General features: G+C 72.5%; 22 protein-coding genes. 12 read left to right on the forward strand and 10 right to left on the reverse strand.

The window, feature by feature from the left end; all coding sequences use genetic code 11:
* Positions 1–20: 20 nt before the first annotated feature.
* Positions 21–824 carry a nuclease-related domain-containing protein gene (locus M8J74_RS26975; RefSeq protein WP_249838939.1) on the reverse strand — a complete coding sequence of 268 codons (804 nt, stop codon included), beginning with the start codon at positions 822–824 and terminating at the stop codon, positions 21–23.
* A gap of 108 nt (positions 825–932) precedes the next feature.
* On the opposite strand from M8J74_RS26975, the gene M8J74_RS26980 reads away from it, so the two are divergent.
* The 7 genes from M8J74_RS26980 to M8J74_RS27010 all read left to right on the forward strand — a co-directional run bounded on the left by M8J74_RS26980 (position 933) and on the right by M8J74_RS27010 (position 7,500).
* The gene (locus M8J74_RS26980) at positions 933–1,439 is read left to right on the forward strand and encodes a protein-tyrosine phosphatase family protein (protein ID WP_079077972.1); all 507 of its coding nucleotides are present in this window, start codon (positions 933–935) and stop codon (positions 1,437–1,439) included.
* A 93-nt stretch (positions 1,440–1,532) separates the two neighbouring features.
* Complete coding sequence (locus M8J74_RS26985) at positions 1,533–2,252, forward strand: hypothetical protein (RefSeq protein ID WP_249838940.1); 720 nt, start codon at positions 1,533–1,535, stop codon at positions 2,250–2,252.
* Positions 2,249–3,517 carry an ATP-binding protein gene (locus tag M8J74_RS26990; protein ID WP_249838941.1) on the forward strand — a complete coding sequence of 423 codons (1,269 nt, stop codon included), beginning with the start codon at positions 2,249–2,251 and terminating at the stop codon, positions 3,515–3,517. The genes M8J74_RS26985 and M8J74_RS26990 overlap by 4 nt, the downstream gene beginning before the upstream one ends.
* A gap of 68 nt (positions 3,518–3,585) precedes the next feature.
* On the forward strand, positions 3,586–4,053 hold the full coding sequence (locus M8J74_RS26995) for an SH3 domain-containing protein (RefSeq protein ID WP_249838942.1): 468 nt from the start codon (positions 3,586–3,588) through the stop codon (positions 4,051–4,053).
* A gap of 43 nt (positions 4,054–4,096) precedes the next feature.
* Complete coding sequence (locus M8J74_RS27000) at positions 4,097–5,458, forward strand: FtsW/RodA/SpoVE family cell cycle protein (protein WP_249838943.1); 1,362 nt, start codon at positions 4,097–4,099, stop codon at positions 5,456–5,458.
* Positions 5,455–6,912, forward strand: coding sequence for a penicillin-binding transpeptidase domain-containing protein (locus M8J74_RS27005; RefSeq protein WP_249838944.1), 1,458 nt, complete (start codon positions 5,455–5,457; stop codon positions 6,910–6,912). Before M8J74_RS27000 ends, M8J74_RS27005 begins: the two co-directional genes overlap by 4 nt.
* 84 nt (positions 6,913–6,996) lie before the next feature.
* Entirely contained in the window at positions 6,997–7,500 is a 504-nt protein-coding gene (locus M8J74_RS27010) for a DUF3291 domain-containing protein (RefSeq protein ID WP_249838945.1), read from the forward strand.
* A gap of 7 nt (positions 7,501–7,507) precedes the next feature.
* On the opposite strand, the gene M8J74_RS27015 is transcribed toward M8J74_RS27010, so the two are convergent.
* Both M8J74_RS27015 and M8J74_RS27020 read right to left on the reverse strand, forming a co-directional pair.
* Positions 7,508–8,344: a hypothetical protein gene (locus M8J74_RS27015; RefSeq protein WP_249838946.1), complete on the reverse strand. Its 837-nt coding sequence runs from the start codon at positions 8,342–8,344 to the stop codon at positions 7,508–7,510.
* Positions 8,345–8,392: 48 nt separating this feature from the next.
* Complete coding sequence (locus tag M8J74_RS27020) at positions 8,393–9,502, reverse strand: ferritin-like domain-containing protein (RefSeq protein WP_249838947.1); 1,110 nt, start codon at positions 9,500–9,502, stop codon at positions 8,393–8,395.
* An 87-nt stretch (positions 9,503–9,589) separates the two neighbouring features.
* Between M8J74_RS27020 and M8J74_RS27025 the strand changes: the two genes are divergently transcribed.
* The 4 genes from M8J74_RS27025 (at position 9,590) to M8J74_RS27040 (ending at position 12,796) form a co-directional block, all read left to right on the forward strand.
* Positions 9,590–10,528 carry an AurF N-oxygenase family protein gene (locus M8J74_RS27025; RefSeq protein ID WP_249838948.1) on the forward strand — a complete coding sequence of 313 codons (939 nt, stop codon included), beginning with the start codon at positions 9,590–9,592 and terminating at the stop codon, positions 10,526–10,528.
* Between the two features lie 139 nt (positions 10,529–10,667).
* Complete coding sequence (locus tag M8J74_RS27030) at positions 10,668–11,315, forward strand: TetR/AcrR family transcriptional regulator (protein ID WP_249838949.1); 648 nt, start codon at positions 10,668–10,670, stop codon at positions 11,313–11,315.
* A 10-nt stretch (positions 11,316–11,325) separates the two neighbouring features.
* Positions 11,326–11,628 carry a DUF8847 domain-containing protein gene (locus tag M8J74_RS27035; protein WP_505016710.1) on the forward strand — a complete coding sequence of 101 codons (303 nt, stop codon included), beginning with the start codon at positions 11,326–11,328 and terminating at the stop codon, positions 11,626–11,628.
* Between the two features lie 103 nt (positions 11,629–11,731).
* Positions 11,732–12,796 carry a C40 family peptidase gene (locus M8J74_RS27040; protein ID WP_249838951.1) on the forward strand — a complete coding sequence of 355 codons (1,065 nt, stop codon included), beginning with the start codon at positions 11,732–11,734 and terminating at the stop codon, positions 12,794–12,796.
* On the opposite strand, the gene M8J74_RS27045 is transcribed toward M8J74_RS27040, so the two are convergent.
* From M8J74_RS27045 to M8J74_RS27065, 5 genes are read right to left on the reverse strand one after another with little or no spacing between them, the layout of a single operon-like run.
* Complete coding sequence (locus M8J74_RS27045) at positions 12,769–14,022, reverse strand: styrene monooxygenase/indole monooxygenase family protein (protein WP_249838952.1); 1,254 nt, start codon at positions 14,020–14,022, stop codon at positions 12,769–12,771. The two genes, M8J74_RS27040 and M8J74_RS27045, sit on opposite strands and share 28 nt — an antisense overlap.
* 26 nt (positions 14,023–14,048) lie before the next feature.
* Complete coding sequence (locus tag M8J74_RS27050) at positions 14,049–14,684, reverse strand: GTP-binding protein (protein WP_058923248.1); 636 nt, start codon at positions 14,682–14,684, stop codon at positions 14,049–14,051.
* Positions 14,665–15,084 (reverse strand): DUF742 domain-containing protein, encoded by a 420-nt coding sequence (locus tag M8J74_RS27055; RefSeq protein ID WP_058923249.1) that lies wholly within the window; start codon positions 15,082–15,084, stop codon positions 14,665–14,667. The genes M8J74_RS27050 and M8J74_RS27055 overlap by 20 nt, the downstream gene beginning before the upstream one ends.
* Positions 15,081–15,587 carry a roadblock/LC7 domain-containing protein gene (locus M8J74_RS27060; RefSeq protein WP_058923250.1) on the reverse strand — a complete coding sequence of 169 codons (507 nt, stop codon included), beginning with the start codon at positions 15,585–15,587 and terminating at the stop codon, positions 15,081–15,083. The genes M8J74_RS27055 and M8J74_RS27060 overlap by 4 nt, the downstream gene beginning before the upstream one ends.
* Positions 15,584–18,424 carry a sensor histidine kinase gene (locus tag M8J74_RS27065; RefSeq protein WP_249838953.1) on the reverse strand — a complete coding sequence of 947 codons (2,841 nt, stop codon included), beginning with the start codon at positions 18,422–18,424 and terminating at the stop codon, positions 15,584–15,586. The genes M8J74_RS27060 and M8J74_RS27065 overlap by 4 nt, the downstream gene beginning before the upstream one ends.
* A gap of 375 nt (positions 18,425–18,799) precedes the next feature.
* Here M8J74_RS27065 and M8J74_RS27070 point away from each other — a divergent pair, with 375 nt between their 5' ends.
* Positions 18,800–19,585, forward strand: coding sequence for a protein phosphatase 2C domain-containing protein (locus M8J74_RS27070; protein WP_249838954.1), 786 nt, complete (start codon positions 18,800–18,802; stop codon positions 19,583–19,585).
* A gap of 19 nt (positions 19,586–19,604) precedes the next feature.
* On the opposite strand, the gene M8J74_RS27075 is transcribed toward M8J74_RS27070, so the two are convergent.
* Entirely contained in the window at positions 19,605–20,123 is a 519-nt protein-coding gene (locus M8J74_RS27075; protein WP_249838955.1) for a COG4315 family predicted lipoprotein, read from the reverse strand.
* Positions 20,124–20,252: 129 nt separating this feature from the next.
* A complete protein-coding gene (locus tag M8J74_RS27080; protein ID WP_058923253.1) occupies positions 20,253–20,744 on the reverse strand; it encodes a MarR family winged helix-turn-helix transcriptional regulator in 492 nt (163 codons plus the stop codon).
* Positions 20,745–20,992 lie beyond the last annotated feature (248 nt).

The raw sequence follows: 20,992 nt of genomic DNA on the forward strand, positions 1-20,992 counted from the left end.
CCACCGGCACCACCGGCCCCTCACACCCTCCCCCACGTCCCCCGGTCCCTGGCCATCGCGTGCAGCGCCTCCACGTCGGCCGGCTTCAGGACGCCGCCCGTGCGGGACAGGCCCTCGATCTCCGTGTCGCGCAGGACGCGGACCTCGCGGGGCGGGGCGGGGACCGCGACGTCCGCCGGGGCGACCAGCACCAGGACCGGACGGACCTCGGCGGTCAGGGCGTAGGACGCGCGGTCGGCGTCGGCGCGGACGCGGCGCAGCAGGGGCTGGGGGTCGCGCCGGCCCAGGGTGACCATGGGGTCGGCGATCGTCACCCGCTGTTTGCGGGCGGGCAGGGTGTGCAGGGCGAGCAGGCCGCCGGGGCCGATCGCCAGGTGGTGGATGCGGTCGCCGCCCGGGAGCGGGACGGAGTGCAGGGCGTGCCAGCCCGCGCCGTCGAGGCGGTCCAGGGCGTCGCCGACCGTCTGTTCCGCCGCCAGGGCCCGGCGCCGTGGGTCCGGTCGCAGGCGGTGGGGCGGGCCGGGATCGCGGTCCAGGGAGACGATCAGGGCCTCGCCGGGCCGGTTGGGGGCCAGGTCGTCGTCCGGGTGGAGGGAGAGCCTGGCCAGCTCGGCCGGTGTGGGCACCGGGGGCGGGCCCACCGCCACCGGTCCGGTGAGGAAGGGGCCGAGCACTTCCAGTACCTCGTCCCTCTCCTCCTCGCTGAGCAGGTTGATCCTGGCCGCCTCACGGTCGTACCAGGCGATGTTCCGGCCGTCCGTACGGCTCACGTAGAGCCGTTCCTGACCATGTCGCCAGGTCGGTATGACGCGCAGTCCGTTCATGCACCATCACCCCTCGACCATGGGAACAGGCGGGGTGCTCCATCGGCAAGAACCCGGCTACCTTTGAGAACAGTTGGGCCCCGCTGGAGGGGAGTTGGGGAGGCGTGATTGCGTACCCGCAGAAAACAACCCGACGTACCGGCTCCGGAAAGCCCCTGGAACGAGATCGTGCCCGGCCTGTGGATGGGCGGGCACGAGTTCCGGAGCCGGACCGGACTACTGGAGACCGCCGTCGTACGGGATGAGTTCGATCTCGTGCAGACCCTGTTGCGACTGCCCGGATACGGTCCCGGTCAGGGCGTCGAGCACCATGTGTGGCCCATTCCGGACGGGCCGCTGGACGGGACGCAGCTCGCGGGGGTGATCCGCCTGGCGCGGGCCGCGAGCGAGGCGCTGGAGGAGGGCCGCACGGTCCTCGTCCGCTGTTACCACGGGTACAACCGCTCGGGTCTGGTGGTCGCGCACGCGCTGGTGCGGCGCGGGCACACGACGGAGGAGGCGATCCGGCTGATCCGGGCCCGGCGCTCGCCGTGGGCGCTGCACAACGAGCTGTTCGTCGACTATCTGCGGGCCGGGCTGCCGACGGCCCGGCTGCTGGAGGAGCTGGCCGAGTAGCGAGGTAATCGTTTCTCCGGCGCCATAGGGTGTACTGGGCCACCGATCGTTCTCAGCCACAGGATCAGCCGCCGGATCAGTCACAGGAGTCCCGTGCCCCGCCCCCTCCGCACCGTCCTCGCCGCGGTCGCCGTCACGCTGCTGGCGGCGACGGCGGCCGGCTGCGGTGACGCGGGCGGGCTGGAGGGGGCCGGGTCGACGCCGACCGCGACCAGCCCGGCGAAGCTGTGGCCGAACCTCGCCCCCGCGTCCAGTCCGGCCTGGGACTACGACAACGGCGAGGCCGAGGCGATGCACCTCACCGCGCCCGGCGGCGACATCCGTGAGGTGCCGCCGGTGGATCTCGTACGGCGGGAGATCGCCCAGCATCCGGGCGACTACGCCGGGTCGAAGGCGCCGTACCGCGTGACGGCCCGCCGGATGGCCGACTGCGGCAGGAAGCCCGCCGGCAGCGGGTGCCCGCTGCTCAAGGCCTACTACCGGGATCTGACGGGGGACGGGAAGCCGGAGCTGACGCTGGGCTTCCGGCTGCTGCCCGGCAACCAGACGGCCGTACGCGTGTACACCGTCGAGGCCGGCCGGGTGGTGCAGGTGATGTCCAACAACGACGCCGTCAGCGGGGTCGAGCTGGCCGGGCGGTCGGTGATCATCCACGCGCCGTCCGACCTCGCGGACTACGAGTACCGCTTCCAGTGGACCTGGGACCCCGAGCAGAAGGTGATGCTGCTCACCCACGACGAGATGCTGCACATCGGCAGGAGAGAGCACGACCGCGGGCACACCGGACGGCCGACCCCCTCGGTGACCCCGTGAGCAGGCTCGCGCTGCCCCAGTGGTCCGGCACGCTCGCCGTGAAGGCCGCGGTGTTCATCGCGGTGATGTGCTGTGCGCTGGCCGCGCTGCTGGGCGTCCTCGTACACGTCTCGGTGACGAATCAGACCGTCGGCCAGGCCCGCGACCTGGCGCTGTCGCGCCTGACGGACGCGACGCGGGCCTACCAGGCCGGGGACACGCTGCTGCCGGGCGCGGGCGTCGATCCGCCGGGGCTGCCGCCGAAGCTGCGCGAGCTGGCGGTGGACGGCAAGCGCGGCACGATGGTCTCCCGGCACCTGGGGCATCCCACGATGTGGGCGGCCGGTCCCGCCGACCGGAACCGGGCGCTGGCCGTCGAGGTCGACTACTCGCAGCAGTCGCGCACGATCGCGGGGCTCGACCGGGCGATCCTGTGGTCCTCGGGGCTGGCGATCGGGGTGACGCTGCTGGTGGGGGCCTTCGCGGTGACGCGGGTGACGCGGCGGCTGCACGCGACGGCGACGGTGGCGCGCCGGATCAGCGCCGGTGACCTGGACGCGCGGGTCGGTGATCCGCGGACGAAGGACGGGACGCGGCCGCAGGACGAGGTGGGCGCGGTGGCCGCCGCGCTGGACTCCATGGCGGCCTCGCTGCAGGGGAAGCTGCTGAGCGAGCAGCGGTTCACCGCGGACGTGGCGCACGAGCTGCGCACCCCGCTGACCGGGCTGCACGCGGCGGCCGAGCTGCTGCCGCCCGGGCGGCCCACGGAACTGGTCCGGGACCGGGTGGCGGCGCTGCGGACGCTGACCGAGGACCTGCTGGAGATCTCCCGGCTGGACGCGGGCCGGGAGAAGCTCGAGGTGGACACCGAGGAGCTGGGGGCGCTGGCGGTCCGGGTGGTGCGGGCCTCGGGTACGGACACCGAGATCGCCGTCGTCCGGGACGTGCGGGTGGAGACCGACCGGCGGCGGCTGGAGCGGGTGCTGGGCAACCTGGTCGCCAACGCGCACCGGCACGGGCGGGGTCCGGTGTCGGTGACGGTGGACGGGCCCGTGGTGACCGTGCGGGACCACGGGGAGGGGTTCCCGGAGTACCTCGTGGAGCACGGCCCGCAGCGGTTCCGGACCGAGGGCGGGGCCACGGGGCACGGGCTGGGGCTGACCATCGCCGTGGGGCAGGCGGAGGTGCTCGGGGCGCGGCTGGAGTTCTCCAACGCGGCGGACGGCGGAGCGGTGGCGGTCCTGACGCTCCCTCACGACCCGGCCGTCCCCGACGGCCCAATGTGACGGGCGTCCCCGCGGCACTCCTCCTAACGTGGCGGATAGTCAGGTTCGCCCCTTTCGTGGAGGTATCCATGTCTTTGCGCTCTCCCCGCGGCGCCCTCACCCGCCTCGCCATAACCGCCGCCGCCGCTGCCCTCCTCGCCTCCGCCGCCACCCCGGCGCTCGCCGACGACGGGGGCGGCACGGGCGGCGACCAGACGGCCGCCCGTGACGACGGCTGGAGCGGAGGAGGAGGCGGCGACCAGACATCGAGCGACACCGGGAACTGGAACGGCGGCGGCGACCAGGACGGCCGGCACGACGAGCGGCTGTACCGGGGCGTCGTCACCGCGAGCGAACTGTTCCTGCGCAGCGCGCCCAACCGAGGCAGCCAGGTGATCCGCGTGGCCCACCGCGGTGAGCATGTCTCGATCTTCTGCAAGACCACCGGCCAGAACATCCAGGGCAACCGCCTCTGGTACCTCCTCACGGACGGCACCTGGGCCTGGGGAGCGGCCCGTTACATCGACACCATCGGGGCCACGCCACGCTGGTGCTGAGACCCTGAGGTCACAAGATGCACTATTTGGGTAGGTTCCGGACATGACCCCTGCCGGAACCGCCGTGGCCGAGGCGGACGCCCCCGCTCGCGCCGTCCGCCTCCCCCGGCGCCGCGGCATCGAGCTGTCCCTGATCGTCCTCGCCGTCCTGCTCTGCGTGTACGGCTACTGCGACGTCGGCCTCGCCCGCAACGGCACCGTCCCGCCCGGCGCCGCCGGTTACGGCGCCGGGCTCGGCGTGCTCGCGCTGGTCGCCCACTGGGCGGTGCGGCTGCGGGCCCCGTACGCCGACCCGCTGCTGCTGCCGATCGGCGTGCTGCTCAACGGTCTCGGCCTGGTCCTGATCTACCGCCTCGACCTGGAGACGCCCGGCGACCGCGCCGCCCCCACCCAACTGGTGTGGTCCACGCTGGGGGTGGCCCTGTTCATCGTGGTCGTGCTGATGCTGCGCGACCACCGGTGGCTGCAGCGCTACTCCTACGTGTGCGTCGCCGCCGCCCTCGTCCTGCTGGCGCTGCCGATCCTCTTCCCGGCCGTCAACGGCGCCCGCATCTGGATCCGGATCGCCGGATTCTCCATCCAGCCGGGCGAGTTCGCGAAGGTGCTGCTGGCGGTCTTCTTCGCCGCGTACCTGGCCGCGAACCGCAGCGCGCTCGCGTACACGGGCCGGCGCGTGTGGTTCGTGCAGCTGCCCACCGGCCGCGTCCTCGGCCCGATCCTCGCGATCTGGCTGCTGAGCGTCGGCGTCCTGGTCCTGGAGCGCGACCTGGGCACCTCCCTGCTCTTCTTCGGCCTGTTCGTCGTGCTGCTGTACGTCGCCACCGGCCGCACCGGCTGGATCGCCGTCGGCCTGCTGCTGGCGTCCCTGGGCGCCGTGGCCGTCGGCTGGCTGGAGCCGCACGTGCACGGCCGCGTGGAGGACTGGCTGCACCCGCTCGGGACGATCGAGGCGGGACTGGGACCGAACCAGCTCGCCCAGTCCCTGTTCGCCTTCGCGGCGGGCGGCGTCCTCGGCACGGGCCTGGGCCTCGGCCACTCGGTCCTCATCGGCTTCGCGGCCAAGTCGGACTTCATCCTGGCCACCGCGGGCGAGGAGCTGGGCCTGGCGGGCCTGTGCGCCGTCTTCCTGCTCTACGGCCTGCTGGTGGAGCGCGGCTACCGGGCCGGGCTCGCCCTGCGTGACCCGTTCGGCCGCCTCCTGGCGGTCGGGCTGGCGTCGATCGTCGCGCTGCAGGTCTTCGTGATCGCGGGCGGGGTCACCGGCCTCATCCCGCTCACCGGCATGGCGATGCCCTTCCTGGCACAGGGCGGCTCCTCGGTCGTCACCAACTGGGCGATCGTCGCCCTGCTGATCCGGATCAGCGACCGCGCCCGCCGGCAGTACGACGGCGAGAGCGCCCCATGACCCGCCACATCCGGCACGCGGCCGTCTTCTGCGCCCTCCTGCTGGTCGCGCTGCTCGTCAACGCCGCCCGCATCCAGATCGTCCTGGCCGGCCCCTACGACCGCGATCCGGCCAACCGTCGCGTCACGATCGCCCGTTACGACCGGCCGCGTGGCGACATCCTGGTCGACGGACGGTCCGTCACCGGCTCCCGGGACTCCCGCGAGCAGCTCCGCTACGAACGGACCTACACGGACGGGCCGTTGTACGCGCCCGTCACCGGCTTCGCCTCGCAGCTCTACGGCACCACGCTGCTGGAGCACACGCACGACGCGATCCTCTCCGGCGCCGACCCGGTCCTCACCCCCCTGCCGCTGTGGAACGACCTCACGCGCGCCCACACCCCGGGCGGGCACGTCGTCACCACGCTCAACAGGGCGGCGCAGGAAGCGGCTTACGCGGGTCTGGACGGGCGCAAGGGCGCGGTGGCGGCCCTCGACCCGGTCACCGGGAAGGTGCTGGCGCTGGTGTCGTCGCCGTCGTACGACCCGGGCGTGCTGTCGGGGAACTCCGCGGCCACCGAGCGGTCCTGGGCGCGGCTGAACGCCGATCCGGACAAGCCGATGCTGAACCGGGCGGTGCGGCAGACGTATCCGCCGGGCTCGACGTTCAAGGTGGTCACCGCGGCGGCGGCGCTGGACGCGGGGGTCGTCCGGGACGTCGACCGGCCGACGGACTCGCCCGACCCCTACCGGCTGCCGGGGACCCGGACGCTGCTGGCGAACGAGGGCGACGGCTGCGAGGACGCGCCGCTGCGGGACGCGTTCGAGTGGTCGTGCAACACGGTGTTCGCGAAGCTCGGGGTGGACGTCGGGGTGGCCGGCATGGCGGCCACGGCGCGGGCGTTCGGCTTCAACGACCCGGCCTTGCGCGTGCCGTTCTCGGTGGCGCCGAGCACCTTCGACACGACGGTGGACCGGGCGCAGCTGGCGCTGTCCTCGATCGGCCAGTACAACACGCGGGCCACGCCGCTGCAGATGGCGATGGTCGCGGCGGCCGTGGCGAACGACGGGGAGCTGCGGCAGCCGTACCTGGTGGAGCGGACCACGACGGACGGCGGCAGCGCGCTGACCGCGCCGGGCCCGCGCCCGGTCCGTCAGGTGCTGCGGCGTACGACGGCGCAGACGATGAAGGAGCTGATGGAGGGCGTGGTCACGGAGGGCACCGGCACCAACGCGGCCATCCCCGGCGCGACGGTCGGCGGCAAGACCGGCACGGCCCAGCACGGCGTCGGCAACTCCGGCACGCCGTACGCCTGGTTCGTGTCCTGGGCGCAGGGCGACCGCGACCCCGAGCCGCGGGTGGCGGTGGCCGTGGTGGTGGAGGACGCGTCGGCTGACCGGGGGGAGATCACCGGCGGCGGGGTGGCCGCGCCGATCGCGCGGGCGGTGATGGAGGCGGTCCTCGGCTCCTGAAGGGTCCTGGACTCCTAGGGAGGGCTTCTCGGTCGATGAGACGGGGGTACCGGACGCGACGGCTCCCTACCTAACGTTCGGTCCATGGACTCCGCCGCGTACGAACTCGCCCAGGTCAACATCGGCCGCCTCAAAGCCCCGCTGGACTCACCGCAGTTGAAGGACTTCGTCGACAATCTCGACCCCGTGAACGCCGACGCCGACGCCGCCGACGGGTTCGTGTGGCGGTTGCAGAGCGACGGCGGCGACGCGACGGACATCGCCGTGTTCGGCGACGAGTGGCTGATCGTCAACATGTCCGTGTGGCGCGACACGAACGCCCTGACGGCCTACATGTACCAGGGCCGGCATCGCGAGATGCTGGCGCGGCGCCGGGAGTTCTTCGAGCGGGTCGCGGAGGCGATGGTCGCACTGTGGTGGGTCCCGGCGGGCCACCGCCCCACGGTCGCGGAGGCGGAGGAACGCGTGCTGCGTCTGCGGGCCGACGGCCCGACGCCGTACGCGTTCACCCTGCGCACCTCGTTCCCGCCGGACGCGGCGGCCCCGGTGCTCGCGGATCTCCCCGAGGACCTGGGCTGCCCCGTCTGACGCCTCGTCACCCGATGGGCTTGCGCATCTCCTTGCGGATCTGCGCCGTCGTCGCCGCCGCCTTGTCCAGGTCCACCTCGGAGGGGTCCTGGCTCATACCGGCGGTGGTGACCTCGGCGACGGAGGCGCCCGTGTTGCCGTCGGCCCAGCCGCAGACCGGCACGGTCACCCGGGTGCCGAGCTGGGTCTGGGTGAGCACCTCGCAGCTGACGGTGATGCCCTGAGCGCCCTCGGGATGGAAGTCCTGCGCGGGTACGGCCACCTTGGCGCCGGCGCCCTCGGCGGCGCCGCGCATCATGTTCTTGCGGGTCAGCTCGGTGTGGTTGAACCGCCCGTACATGCCGGACACCACGAGCGTGCCCTTCGTCTGGTCGCCGCCGAGGCTGTACTGGCCGACCACGGCCCGCATGTCCTTGGCGTCCCAGGCGCCCTCCGCCTCCTTCTCGACCTTCTGGCCCTCGGTGTCGGAGAGGTCCTTGGCGAGTTCGTAGCGGCCGTCCACCAGGGTCCGGGGCAGCGCCAGCGTGTACTCGGCCTTGGGGAAGCTGCCGCCGGTCACCTTCTCCCCGACCAGCGCGAGCCCCACGACGACCGCCACCACCAGCGCGACGACTCCGCCGACGATGCCGAGCACGAGACCGGTCCGGCGCCGGCGCGGGGGCGGGGCCATCGGGGGCGCGCCCCAGCCGTAGGGCTGCTGTTGCGGGTAGGGCGTTCCGTACGGCTGCTGCTGCGGCGGCTGTTGCGGGAACGGACCGGAGGCGTAGGGGCCCTGCGGGGGCTGCTGCCCTCCGTAGGGGTTCGGCGGCCCGTAGGGGCCCTGCGGCGGTGGAGGCGTGGACACGTCCGCACGTTACTGCATACGGGCGTACCGGCGGTCCGCGACGGGGGGTCAGCCCTCCCCGGCGCCCGCCTCGATGGCCTCCGTGACCTCGGCGACCCGCTCGTGCTCCTCGGCCGCGAACCGCTCCGCGTCCAGCTTCTCGGCGATCTCCTCGTCCTGCGCCATGAGCAGGTCCAGGTTGGAGTCGCCCATCTCGAAGACGCCCATGTCGACGTAGGCCTGCTGCAGCCGCTTGCCCCACAGGCCGATGTCCTTGACGCACGGCACGATGCGGGAGAACAGCAACTGCCGGAACAGCGCGAGGAATTCGGACTGCTCGCTGTACTCCTCGGCCTGCGCGGTGGGGATGCCGAAGTTCTCCAGGACCTCCACGCCCCGCAGCCGGTCGCGCATCAGGTAGCAGCCCTCGATGACGAACTCCTCGCGCTCGCGCAGTTCGGCGTCGGTGAGCTGCTTGTAGTAGTCGCGCAGCGCCATACGGCCGAAGGCGACGTGCCGGGCCTCGTCCTGCATGACGTAGGCGAGGATCTGCTTGGGCAGCGGCTTGGTCGTCGTGTCGCGGATCATGCCGAAGGCCGCCAGCGCCAGCCCCTCGATCAGCACCTGCATGCCGAGGTAGGGCATGTCCCAGCGGCTGTCGCGCAGGGTGTCGCCCAGCAGGGACTGCAGGTTGTCGTTGATCGGGTAGACCATCCCGACCTTCTCGTGCAGGAAGCGGCCGTAGATCTCGGCGTGCCGGGCCTCGTCCATGGTCTGCGTCGCCGAGTAGAACTTGGCGTCCAGGTCGGGCACCGACTCCACGATCCGCGCCGCGCAGATCATGGCGCCCTGCTCGCCGTGCAGGAACTGGCTGAACTGCCAGGACGCGTAGTGCTGCCGCAGCTCGCCCTTCTCCCGGTCGTTCATCTTCTGCCAGTACGGCGTGCCGTACAGCGAGATGGCCTCGTCCGGTGTGCCGAGCACGTCGTGCGGGTCGACCTCCAGGTCCCAGTCGATGCGCCGCTGCCCGTCCCACTGCTTGTCCTTGCCCTTCTGGTACAGGGCGAGCAGCCGGTCCCGTCCGTCGTCGTACTCCCAGCTGAAACGGGCCGCACCGGAGGCGGGGACCTGCCAGAGATAGTCACCGGGGTCGTTGGTGTACAGCTCATGGGTCGGCATACCCCGCAGGCTCACACGTAGACGCCGAGTCAACAAGTCCCGTGCAGGGGATTGACTGCCTTGCTGACAAGCAGTCTCATAAGAGCCATGACGACTCTCACGGAAGCCGACGCGCTCGACGGCCTGCGCGACGCTCTCGGGCTGCTCAAGGACCGCGAGCAGGTCGCCGAGCGACTCCTCGCGTCCTCCGCCAAACACAGCTTCGACCCCGACAAGGAGCTGGACTGGGACGCCCCCTTTGAGGAGGGCAAGTGGTTCTGGCCGCCGGAGCTGGTGTCCCTCTACGACACCCCGATGTGGAAGCGGATGAGCGAGGAACAGCGGATCCTGCTCTCCCAGCACGAGGCCGCCGCCCTCGCCTCGCTGGGCATCTGGTTCGAGATCATCCTGATGCAGCTGCTCGTGCGGCACATCTACGACAAGGCGGCGACGAGCGCGCACGTGCGCTACGCGCTCACCGAGATCGAGGACGAGTGCCGGCACTCGAAGATGTTCGCCCGGCTGATCTCGCACGGGGGCACGCCCTGGTACCCGGTGGCCCGGGCGCACCAGCACCTCGGACGGCTGTTCAAGACGGTCTCGACCACGCCGGGGTCGTTCACGGCCACGCTGCTCGGCGAGGAGGTCCTCGACTGGATGCAGCGGCTGACCTTCCCGGACGAGCGGGTGCAGCCGCTGATCCGCGGCGTCACGCGCATCCACGTCGTGGAGGAGGCCCGCCACGTGCGCTACGCGCGTGAGGAGCTGCGGCGCCAGATGGTGACCGCGCCGAGGTGGTCGCAGGAGTTCACCCGGGTCACCTCCGGCGAGTTCGCGCGGGTGTTCTCGGTGGCCTTCGTCAACCCCGAGGTCTACACGAACGTCGGCCTGGACAAGCGGGAGGCGCTGGCGCAGGTGAAGGCCAGCGGGCATCGGCGCGAGATCATGCAGACGGGCGCCAAGCGGCTGACCGACTTCCTGGACGACATCGGCGTGCTGCGGGGCGTCGGCCGGCGGCTGTGGAAGAGCTCGGGGCTGCTGGCCTGATGCGGACCGCGGGCCGGTGGGGGGCCGGTCGCGCGGTTCCCCGCGCCCCTGGGGTGGGTCCGGCCGGGTTCCTTCAGGGGCACGGGGAACTGCGCGACCAGCCACGACGCACCTGTGGACGCCCGGCTACGCTGCACTCATGACCCCTGCCGCGCCCGCCTATCGCCGTCTGAGTGTCGAGGAGCGCCGGAGCCAGCTCCTCGAAGCCGCCCTCGGCCTCTTCGCGCACCGCGCGCCCGAAGAGGTCTCCCTCGACGACGTGGCCGAGGCGGCCGGAGTCTCCCGCCCCCTGGTGTACCGGTACTTCCCGGGCGGCAAACAGCAGCTGTACGAGGCCGCGCTGCGGTCGGCCGCCGACGAGCTGCGGCTGTGCTTCGACGAGCCCCGCAAAGGACCGCTGCTGCCCCGCCTCGCCCGCGCCCTGGACCGCTACCTGGCCTTCGTCGACCAGCACGACGCCGGGTTCAGCGCCCTGCTCCAGGGCGGCAGCGTGGTGGAGACGTCCCGGACGACCGCCATCGTGGACGGTGTGCGCCGGGCCGCCGCCGAGCACATCCTCAACCACCTCGGGGTGAGCGACCCCGGTCTGCGGCTGCGCATGACCGTGCGGATGTGGATCACCGCGGTGGAGGCGGCCTCGCTGATCTGGCTGGACGAGGGCAAGCAGCCGCCGCTCGACGAACTGCGGGACTGGCTGGTGGAGCAGTTCCTGGCCGTGCTGACCGTGACCGCGAACCGGGACCCGCAGACCGCGGCGCTGGTGCGGACCATGGCCGGGGATGGCTGAGACTGGTGCCGTGAAGAGCGAACCGACCCCCTTCGAGGGCGGACCCATGGACGGCCGGGTGCTGCCGGTGCTGGTCGGCGCCACCGGCCACCCGCCCAAGATCTACCGCATCCCGGTCCCCGACCCGGCCGGCGGGCCGGACACCCTGCTCCTCTACCGGCGGGTGCCCCGCGGGCACAGCAAGCGGCTCGGGATCCCGCAGGGCTGGAAGTACGCCTACGACCCGGACGCCAGGGACACCGGCCGGCCGAAGTGGCCCTGGTCCCGGCCGGACGCCACGCCGGGCGGCAAGCCGGAGGACACCGACGGGTGACGAGGTTGCGCCGAACCGCGCACACTCGGCGCGCGAAGCTCCGCGGTCCGTCGCAGGCTCGCGGTGCGGGGCGGAGGGGCTGCCCCGCACCGGAGGTGATGACATGTCAGGAAGGCTGGTGCGCCTGGTGTGTACGGCCGCGGTGGCGGCCGGTGCCGTCCTCGTGCCGCCGCCCGCCGCGGCCGCGCCCGGTCCCGGGACCGGCGAGCGTCCCGTCTCCGCACTGCTGACGGACCTTCAGCGGCTGTACCGGGAGGCCGAGAAGGCCACCGAGACGTACGACGCCACCGAGGAGAAGCTGACCAGGCAGCGGGCCGAGGTGACACGCCTGGACACCGAGCTGACCCGCACCCGGCTCGCCCTGCGCGACAGCCGGGGCGCGGCGGGACGGCTGGCCCGCGAGCAGTACCAGAACAGCAGCGCCCTCTCCCCCTACGTCCGCCTGCTCCTCGCCCGCGACCCCCAGCAGGCTCTCGACGAGGGCCATGTCATCGGCCAGTTGGCCCAGGAACGCGCCAAGACCGTCGGCCGCCTCACCGGCGACGAGAAGAAGGCCGACGACCTCGCCCGCCGGGCCCGCAAGGCGCTCGACGACCAACTCGCCCTGGTCGCCCGGCAGAAGAAGAACCACGACGACGTACAGAAGCGGCTCAAGGACGTCGAGGAGCTCCTCGTCTCGCTCACCCCGCAACAGATCGCCGCCGTCGGCGACTTGGAGAAGAGCGGGGTCGACACCGCGCAGCGCGCGCTCGTGACCTCCGGGGCGCTCGGCGACGAACGCGAACCGTCCCGGGCGGGCGACCGGGCCGTGCGCTACGCCGTGCAGCAGCTCGGCAAGCCGTACCGGTGGGGGGCGGCGGGCCCGGAGTCGTACGACTGCTCGGGGCTGACGTCCCAGGCCTGGGGGCACGCCGGGACGCCGGTCCCCCGCACCAGCCAGGAGCAGTGGGCGCGGCTGCCGAAGGTCCCCCTCGACCGGCTGCGCCCCGGTGACCTGGTGGTCTACTTCCCCGAGGCCACGCATGTGGCGATGTACCTGGGCGCGGGAAAGGTGATCCAGGCCCCCAGGACGGGCGAGCAGATCAAGGTGTCCCCGATCGCCTCGTTTCCCATCCTCGGGGCCGTGCGGCCGGACGGCGATCAGGCTCCGGTGACCGAGGCCAGGTAGGCCTCCGTCTTCTGGGGCTCGTAGAAGAAGTTCTCGAAGTCGGCCGGGTTGTCGAAGCCGTTGGCGAACCGGTCGGCGACCGGCTGCAGCTGCCCGGCGGCGCCGATCAGGTTCAGGATGTGCTCCGGCGGCGGCGCGAGCATGGCGTTGGTCCACTTGGTGACGTGCTGGGCCGTCTCCCAGTAGCGGTCGAACGTCGCCTGCATCCAGCTCTCGTCGAACTCCTTCTCGCCGTTCTCCAGGATCGACGCGAGGTAGGCGGCGGCGCACTTGGAGGCGGAGTTGGAACCCTGCCCGGTGATCGGGTCGTTGGCGACGACGACGTCGGCGACACCGAGGACCAGGCCGCCGCCGGGGAGACGGCCGATCGGGTTGCGGACGGTCGGGGCGTAGCGGCCGGACAACGTGCCGCCCGCGTCGGTCAGTTCGACCTTGGTGGCCCGCGCGTACTCCCAGGGCGTGTACCGCTCCATGAGTTCCAGGGTCAGGGAGAGGTGCTCCGCCGGGTCCTTGACGCCGTTGAATACGTCGAGCGGGCCGCCGGGTATGCCCTCCCAGAACAGGATGTCGGCGCGGCCGGAGGTGGTGAGCGTCGGCATGACGAACAGCTCGCCCACACCCGGGACCAGGTTGCAGCGGACCGCCTCACGGTCCGGGTGCTCGGGGCGCGGGCCCAGTCCGTGCACGTAGGAGACCGCGAGGGCGCGCTGCGGCTCGGTGTAGGGGGAACGCGAGGCGTCCCGGCCGAACATCGAGACCAGCTCGCCCTTGCCCGCGGACACCAGCACCAGGTCGTAGGCGCGGGAGAAGTAGTCGAGGTCGGACACGGCCGCGCCGTGGATGACCAGCTGGCCGCCGCGCTGGGCGAAGGTCTCCATCCAGCCGGCCATCTTCACCCGCTGGTCGACCGACTGCGCGAACCCGTCGAGGTCGCCCACCCAGTCGATCGCACGGGCGGCCGGACCCTCGCTCCAGGAGCCGGGGGCCGCCACCGAGACGCCGAGTCCTTCGATCTTCGGGGCCTGGGACTCCCAGAAGTTCAGCTGGAGATCGCGCTCGTGCTGCAGTGCCGTGGGGAACATGCACTGCGTCGACATGACCCGGCCGGAGCGGATCTCGTCCGCCGTCCGGTTGGACATCAGGGTGACCTCGTACCCGTGCGACTGGAGACCGAGGGCGAGCTGGAGTCCGGACTGGCCGGCTCCTACGACGAGTATCTTCCGCATGCGGGTGACTGCTCCTAAGAGGGCGACTACTCGGGGGTCTCGTCGAGCGCGTGGCCGACGAGGGACAGGAGAGTCTCGATCACCGAGATCCTCCGCCGCGCATCCATGATCATTACAGGTATGTGCGCGGGGATCGTCAACGCCTCCCGCACGTCCTCCGGTTCGAACACCTCGCTGCCGTCGAAGTGGTTGACCGCGACGACGTACGGCAGTCCGCAGCTCTCGAAGTAGTCGAGCGCGGGGAAGCAGTCCTTCAGCCTCCGGGTGTCGGCCATGACGACGGCGCCGATCGCGCCGCGCACGAGGTCGTCCCACATGAACCAGAACCGCTGCTGGCCCGGCGTGCCGAACAGGTAGAGCACCAGGTCGTCGTCGAGCGTGAGGCGGCCGAAGTCCATGGCCACGGTGGTGGTCAGCTTCTCCGGCGTGGCGGAGAGGTCGTCGGTCTCCTCGCTGGCCTCGGTCATCAGCGCCTCGGTCTGCAGGGGCGTGATCTCCGAGACGGCGGTGACGAGGGTCGTCTTGCCGACGCCGAACCCGCCCGCCACGACTATCTTCGTGGCGATCGGGGCGCGGGTGCGGTCCGTCTGCCAGGACTGCAGGTTCTCGTCGGGGTCGACGAAGGCGGCGACGCCAGCGGCGTCAGAGACGGCGGAGTCCACTCAGCACCCTTTCCAGCAGTGCGCGGTCCGGACGGCCCGTGCCGTGGCCGGTCCCGGTGCCGTATACACGGATCTTTCCCTGGTCCGCGAGGTCGCTGAGCAGCACGCGGACCACGCCGAGCGGCATCTTCAGCAGCGCGGCGATCTCGGCCACCGTGCGCATACGGCGGCACAGTTCGACGATGGCCCGCATCTCGGGCATGACCCGGGTGCTGAGGGAACCATTCGTCAGTTCCTTGCGCTCCTGCGGGGCCTCCAGCGCCGCGACGAACGTCTCCACGAGGAGGACGTGTCCGAAGCGGGTACGGCCGCCGGTGAGCGAGTAGGGCCGGACGCGGGCCGGCTTGCGGTCGCCGCCGCGCACGGGCAGCGACTGCCTCTTGTGCTGGTCACCGGTCATCGGGCACTCCCCGCGGACTCGTGCTCCAGGGATTTGCGCAGCTCGCTGCGGAGCTCGGGGGTCAGGACGTGGCCGGCGCGGCCGACGAACAGCGCCATGTGGTAGGCCACCACGCTCATGTCGCAGTCCGCGGAGCCGTGCACGCCGAGCAGCGAGCCGTCGCTGATGGACATCACGAACAGGCTGCCCTCGTCCATCGCGACCATCGTGTGCTTCACGGGGCCGGAGTCCATCAGCCGGGCGGCGCCGATGGTGAGGCTGCCGATGCCGGAGACGATGGTGGCGAGGTCGGCGGCGGAGCCGCGGGGGCCCTTCGCCGCCGTGCGGGTCTGCGCCTGGCGGGCCTCGTCGTTGCGCGACTGGTCGGAGGAGAGCAGGAGCAGTCCGTCGGAGGAGACGACCGCCACCGACTGGATGCCCGGCACCTCCTCGACCAGGTTCGTCAGCAGCCAGTGCAGGTTGCGGGCTTCACTGCTCAGTCCGAAGGTACTGGGCGCGGTCAACTGCTTGCCTCCTCGACTGTGCCCCCCGTGGCTTCTTCGGATGTGGCTGATTCTGTGCCGGGTGCCTGGGTCTGACCTGTTTGTTCGGCGATCTCCGCCTGTACGTCGCGGTAGCCGGCCTCCGCCCCCCGGCGGAAGCCGCCCAGCCTGCGGCGCAGAGCATCGGCGTCGACGGATCCGCTGCGCGGGCGGGGTGCCTCGGTGGGGGTGGTGATCTTCGGGGTGCGCTTGGGAAGGCCCTTCGCGGTGACGGGCTCCTCCTCGTCCGGGGTACGGGTGTGTTCGGTGACGCCCTCGGCTCCGCCTTCGGCCCGGTGATCGTCGCCGTCGGCGGCCGCGGGAGCGGTCCGGGCGTGGGCGTCGTCCGCCTCCGGCGGGCGGCCGTGGGCCTCCGGCACGTCGGCCGGTTCCTCGGTCGCCGGGGCCTGCGCGACGGGGGCCTGGGCCTCCGCGGACGGGGCCGGGATCAGGAGCTCCATGGTGGTCTCGGCCGGGCGCTCCGGGGCGGGCGCGAGGTCGTCGCCGGCTGCGCGCGGGGCCGGGAGGTCCGGGCCGGGTTCCGGCGCGGCGCCGGCTTCCTGGACTTCCGGGCTCTCCTGCACCGCCTTCTCCGCCAGGGCCACCAAGGGGTCGGTGGCGCGGGCGGGCAGGACGTTGGAGTTGGCCTCGGCGTCGGCGCCGGGGAGGGAGAAGGTGTGGGGGCTGTGCGGCAGCGAGGACGCCGAGGCCGGCACCGCCGACGACGGGGCCGCCGCCAGCAGGGGGCCGGGAACGACGACGACCGCGGCCACCCCGCCCTGTTTCTGCTCGCGCAGCTGGACGCGGACGCCGTGCCGGTGGGCGAGGCGGGCGACGACGTACAGACCGAGGCCGAGGCCCTCCTCGCCCTCCTGGTCGTAGGGCGACTCGGGGTCGAACTCGGCCAGCCGGGCGTTCAGGCGGGTCATCCGGTCGGCCGTCATGCCGATGCCCTCGTCCTGGACGGAGAGCATGACCTCGCCGTTCTCCAGCAGCCAGCCGGAGACCTCGACGGGCATGTCCGGCGGGGAGAACGAGGTCGCGTTCTCCAGGAGTTCGGCCAGCAGGTGCGAGAGGTCGTCCGCGGCGAAGCCCGCCACGTGCGCGTGCGGCGGAAGCGCGGAGATGCGCACCCGCTCGTAGCGCTCGATCTCGCTGACCGCGGCCCGCACCACGTCGACCAGCGGGACCGGGCCCGCGTGCTGCTGGACGTGCTCCGTACCGGCGAGGACCAGGAGGTTCTCGCTGTGGCGGCGCATGACCGTGGCGAAGTGGTCGAGCTTGAACAGGGTCGCGAGGCGCTCGGGGTCCTGCTCGCGCTCCTCCAGGCCCTCGATGACCGTCAGCTGGCGCTCGACCAGGCCGAGCGTGCGCAGCGCCAGGTTCACGAAGGTGCCGCCGATGCTGTCCCGCAGGCGCTCCAACTGGGCCGCGGAGTCAGTCAGTTCGGCGCGCAGTTCCTCACGGGCGTCGGCCATCTTCTGCCGCTGCCCGACCAGGTGCTTGCGGTCGGACTCCAGCGTGGTGACACGTTCGTGCAGGCCGGCGGCGTGCGCGTGCAGGGCGTTGACGGACCGCACGACCTGGGCGAACTCGTCGTTGCGGCCGGTGAAGGTGACCGGTTCCTCGGCGGCGGGGTCGGCCGACTCGGCGAGCCGGGCGGAGCCGCGGCGCAGGACCGACAGCGGGCGGGTGAGGCTGCGGGCCATCCCCGTGGCGACGCCGACGGCGAGGAGCATCAGCGCACCCAGGACGGCGACGCGGATCTCCAGCGCGGTGACGTCGTCGTCGCGCAGCGTGGCGAGGTCCTTGGTGCGGCGGTCGTAGAGGGCGGACTCGACGCCGCGCATCATGTCGACGCGGGCGGAGAGCGCGGCGTCGACCTTGGAGGCGGAGGTGCCGAGTTCGGAGTCGCTCAGGGTCGGCTGGTCGGTGAGGGAGGCCAGGTACTTCTCGGCCTGGTTGACCTCGGAGCCGGTGACCGTGGAGTCGTACGACGCGAGGGCCGCCTTGGGCGCCGTCTCGCGGAAGCCGGCGAGGGCGGCGTCGGAACGCAGCCGGGCCTGCTGGGCGGCGGCGGTCAGGGCGTCGCGCGTCTTGGCGTCGGCCGAGGAGGAGCCGGTGGTCGTGGTCGGCAGCCCGGTGACGGGGCTGATGACGGTCTGCGTGGAGCGCGGCACGCCGAGGGCCGCCAGCAGCAGCCCACGGGCCGCGGCCGACTGCTGTACGGCGGTGTCGAGCTCGGCGAGCGCGTGGGCGCCGCCGCCGGCCCCGGGCGGCATCTTCTCGGCGAGCTGCTCGGCGAGCCGGTGCAGCCCGGCGATGGCGGCGGAGTAGGCGTCGTGCGTCTGCAGCGCGCTGCTCTTGCCGGTGAGCGCGGAGCGGCGCAGGCTCGCGATGCCGTCGAGGTCGCCGCGGAGCGAGGCGGGGATGTCGGGGTCGGCGCGCAGCTCCTCGATCTGCCGGTCGACGCGGGCGCTGCGCTGCTCGGAGGGCGCCTTCGCCTTGGACCGGCCGGCCGCGATGTACGACGTGACGTCGTCGCGCTCGTCGGCCAGGGAGTGCGCGAGGACCAGGGCGTCCTGGGTCTGCCCGGCCAGCGTCACCAGGTCCTGGGAGTCCTTGAGCTGCCCGGAGGCGGCCAGGACGGACGGGGCTCCCGCGCCGGCTATGGCGGCGGCCACGACGGCCACGGCGACGATGAGCCGATTGCGTACGTGGGTGGGCCGGCCCTTGCCGGTGACGGTGCCCGAGGGCTGCTCCGACCCCCCTTGGGAGGCCGTCTGCTTGCCTGTGCGACGAGGCCGCGTCTTCTGCACCGGTGCTCGCATTCCTGACTCGTGATACTCGTGGGCCCGGGTGACGTTGCGTCAACTGGCGCCGACCGCGCACCCTGGTACGGGTCCCGACCCTCCCAACTTCGTTGGGCAGCGGTCGCGCATCACCTGACCCGCCACCCGAAGGAGTGAACCTCGGAGAGGAGTTGGCGGGCAAGTTCCTCCGGCGCTTGCGGGCGCCCTGCCGGGCGGGCCGGTTGGACGTCTGCCACGGGCGGTGGCAATATGTGCCGCCGCGCTTTCCCGGAACAACGGATTACCCCCCAAATCAGACGCCTGACCTGCGCGAGTGCGCCAATTCGGCGACTGGTGCCAGCCTTTGGTGAACGCTGTGAAGACGTCGTGGAGACTGGCCGGATGCGTACGGAACTTGTTTCGGAACCCGGCGATCCCGGCCGGCCCAACGAGGACTTCGCCGCGGTGGCGCTGCCCGCTTCCGGACAGGGCGGCGCGGTGGTCGTCCTGGACGGGGTGACGCCGCCGCGCGGCGGGACCGGCTGTCTGCATTCGGTCCCCTGGTACACGGCCCGGCTGGGCGGCGCGCTGACCGAACTGACCGTTTCCCTCCCGGATGTGCCGCTGACCGAGGTGCTCGCCCGGGCCATCACCCGTACCGCTGCGGCACATGAGCAGACCTGTGACCTTTCTCACCCGCGCACACCGCAGGCGACCGTGGTCGTGGCCCGGTGGGACGCGGAGACGGTCGCGTACCTGGTGCTGTCCGACTCGGCCCTGCTGCTGCGGTCCCCGGACGGCGCGGTGACGGCCGTGCTGGACGACCGTCTCTCCCGTCTGCCGGCGGCCTCGCTGGCCACGGACGCGATCGTGGACGCAACGGTTCGCAACAAGGAGGGCGGCTTCTTCACGGCGGCGGCCGATCCGGCCGTGGCGGCGCGGGCGGTGACCGGCGCGGTGCCGCGGGGCCGGGTGCGGGCGCTGGCCGCGCTGACGGACGGGGCCGCGCGGTGGGTGGACCGGTTCGGGGAGGGCGGCTGGGACGACTGCCTGCGGTTCGTGCGCAAGGAAGGGGCGCAGGCGCTGGTGGACCGGGTCCGGGAGCTGGAACGGGCCGACGCGCGGGAGCGTCCGCGGCGCGGCAAGGCGCACGACGACGCGACGGTCGTGTACGTCGAACTTCCCTGAGACGCGCTGCGGCACGGGCTCAGCCGGTCGGGGTGACGGCGTGCCACTGCCCGTCCCTGCCCTGGCCGTTGGTCTGCCCGGCCGCGGTGTCGCCGACGTAGCGGTACAGGGGCCAGCCGGCCAGGGTGAGCTGCGTCCTGCCGTCGCGGTGGACCGTGCCGAGCAGGGCCTTGTCCACTCCGGAGGTCCGCACCGCGCCCTGCACGATCACGGGGATCCACGTCTTCACGCACGCCCCGGAGCACGTCCACCGGGACGGGTTCGGCCGGTCCCGGTCGTAGCGGTAGAGGGTCATCCCGTTGCCGTCGGCGACCGTGCCGCCGGCGTCGCGCACCGCGGTCGTGACCGTCTGTCCGCCCGCGGCCGCGGTGGGGGTGGCCGGTGCGGAGGCGGCGGGGGCGGACGAGGCCACGGCCGCCGGGGTGACGGTGCCGGAGCCCGTGCGGGAGGCGTCGGTGCCGGCGGAGCTGCACGCCGCCAGCGCGAACGCTGCGATGAGGCCGGTGGCCGAGGCGAGCACGATGCGGTGCGGGATCACGAGGTTGCCCTTCTGCGAAAGTCGCCGTCCTGTCGCCCCTTGGTACGTCCACCGGTCGCCGTGCTCTCAGCGTCCGGCGCCACATGACGCACTCTTGACGTACGGCGGCGCCCCCGCGGGCCCGCGCTGCTACCGCTCCATGCCGCGGTTCAACTGGCCGAGCAGGTGGGCGAGTTGCGCCACCTCCCGGCGGTCCCAGTGGGAGAGCTGGCTGACGTACCGGGCCCGTCGGGCGTCGCGCACCCTGGCGACCCGCGCGTGCCCCTCCCGGGTCAGATGCACCAGCCAGGCGCGTCCGTCGGCCGGGTCGGGCTCGCGGGCGACCAGGCCGAGCTCCTCCAGGGCCCGGAGCTGACGGGACATGGTGGCCTTGCCGACGCCGATGTAGGCGGCGAGTTCGGTCGCGCGCTGGCGTCCGCACTCGTCGAGCCGGATCAGCAGGCCGTAGGCCGCCGACTCCAGGTCGGGGTGGACCTCGCGGGCCATCTCGCCCTGGTTGGCGCGGGCGCGCCGGAACAGGATCGTCAGTTCGCGTTCCAGGGACAGGTACTCCTGGTCTGCACCACTCGCCGGCGGCTCCGCTGAGAGCCGGCGTCCGTCGCCGTTAGCGCCTTCGTGCACGTCAGTCCCTGCCTCGGTTTTCCCCGTACTGAAAGTTTCCGCCAGACCCCGTCATCGCCGCAGCTCCGCCAGTATTTCGCAGGGCTAGACCAACGGCACCGTCCGGCCCCTCTTCCCAGCCGCTCGTCTACGTGCGTAGCTTCGTTGACGAGCCGGGGCCGAGCCGCTCGCGACGGCCGGCCACCGGCACCCAGGGTTCCCCCCCCCCCCCCCCCCCCCCCCCCCCCCCCCCCCCCCCCCCCCCCCCC

The sequence above is a fragment of the Streptomyces panaciradicis genome (assembly GCF_023516615.1).
In the GTDB taxonomy this organism is placed as follows: Bacteria; Actinomycetota; Actinomycetes; order Streptomycetales; family Streptomycetaceae; genus Streptomyces; species Streptomyces panaciradicis.

What these genes read in the sequence shown, in the direction of transcription:
- M8J74_RS26975 (WP_249838939.1), bottom strand. Translation starts at nt 824, where the DNA reads ATGAACGGACTGCGCGTCATACCGACCTGGCGACATGGTCAGGAACGG.
- M8J74_RS26995 (WP_249838942.1), top strand. Translation starts at nt 3,586, where the DNA reads ATGTCTTTGCGCTCTCCCCGCGGCGCCCTCACCCGCCTCGCCATAACC.
- M8J74_RS27000 (WP_249838943.1), top strand. Translation starts at nt 4,097, where the DNA reads ATGACCCCTGCCGGAACCGCCGTGGCCGAGGCGGACGCCCCCGCTCGC.
- M8J74_RS27005 (WP_249838944.1), top strand. Translation starts at nt 5,455, where the DNA reads ATGACCCGCCACATCCGGCACGCGGCCGTCTTCTGCGCCCTCCTGCTG.
- M8J74_RS27010 (WP_249838945.1), top strand. Translation starts at nt 6,997, where the DNA reads ATGGACTCCGCCGCGTACGAACTCGCCCAGGTCAACATCGGCCGCCTC.
- M8J74_RS27020 (WP_249838947.1), bottom strand. Translation starts at nt 9,502, where the DNA reads ATGCCGACCCATGAGCTGTACACCAACGACCCCGGTGACTATCTCTGG.
- M8J74_RS27025 (WP_249838948.1), top strand. Translation starts at nt 9,590, where the DNA reads ATGACGACTCTCACGGAAGCCGACGCGCTCGACGGCCTGCGCGACGCT.
- M8J74_RS27030 (WP_249838949.1), top strand. Translation starts at nt 10,668, where the DNA reads ATGACCCCTGCCGCGCCCGCCTATCGCCGTCTGAGTGTCGAGGAGCGC.
- M8J74_RS27040 (WP_249838951.1), top strand. Translation starts at nt 11,732, where the DNA reads ATGTCAGGAAGGCTGGTGCGCCTGGTGTGTACGGCCGCGGTGGCGGCC.
- M8J74_RS27045 (WP_249838952.1), bottom strand. Translation starts at nt 14,022, where the DNA reads ATGCGGAAGATACTCGTCGTAGGAGCCGGCCAGTCCGGACTCCAGCTC.
- M8J74_RS27055 (WP_058923249.1), bottom strand. Translation starts at nt 15,084, where the DNA reads ATGACCGGTGACCAGCACAAGAGGCAGTCGCTGCCCGTGCGCGGCGGC.
- M8J74_RS27070 (WP_249838954.1), top strand. Translation starts at nt 18,800, where the DNA reads ATGCGTACGGAACTTGTTTCGGAACCCGGCGATCCCGGCCGGCCCAAC.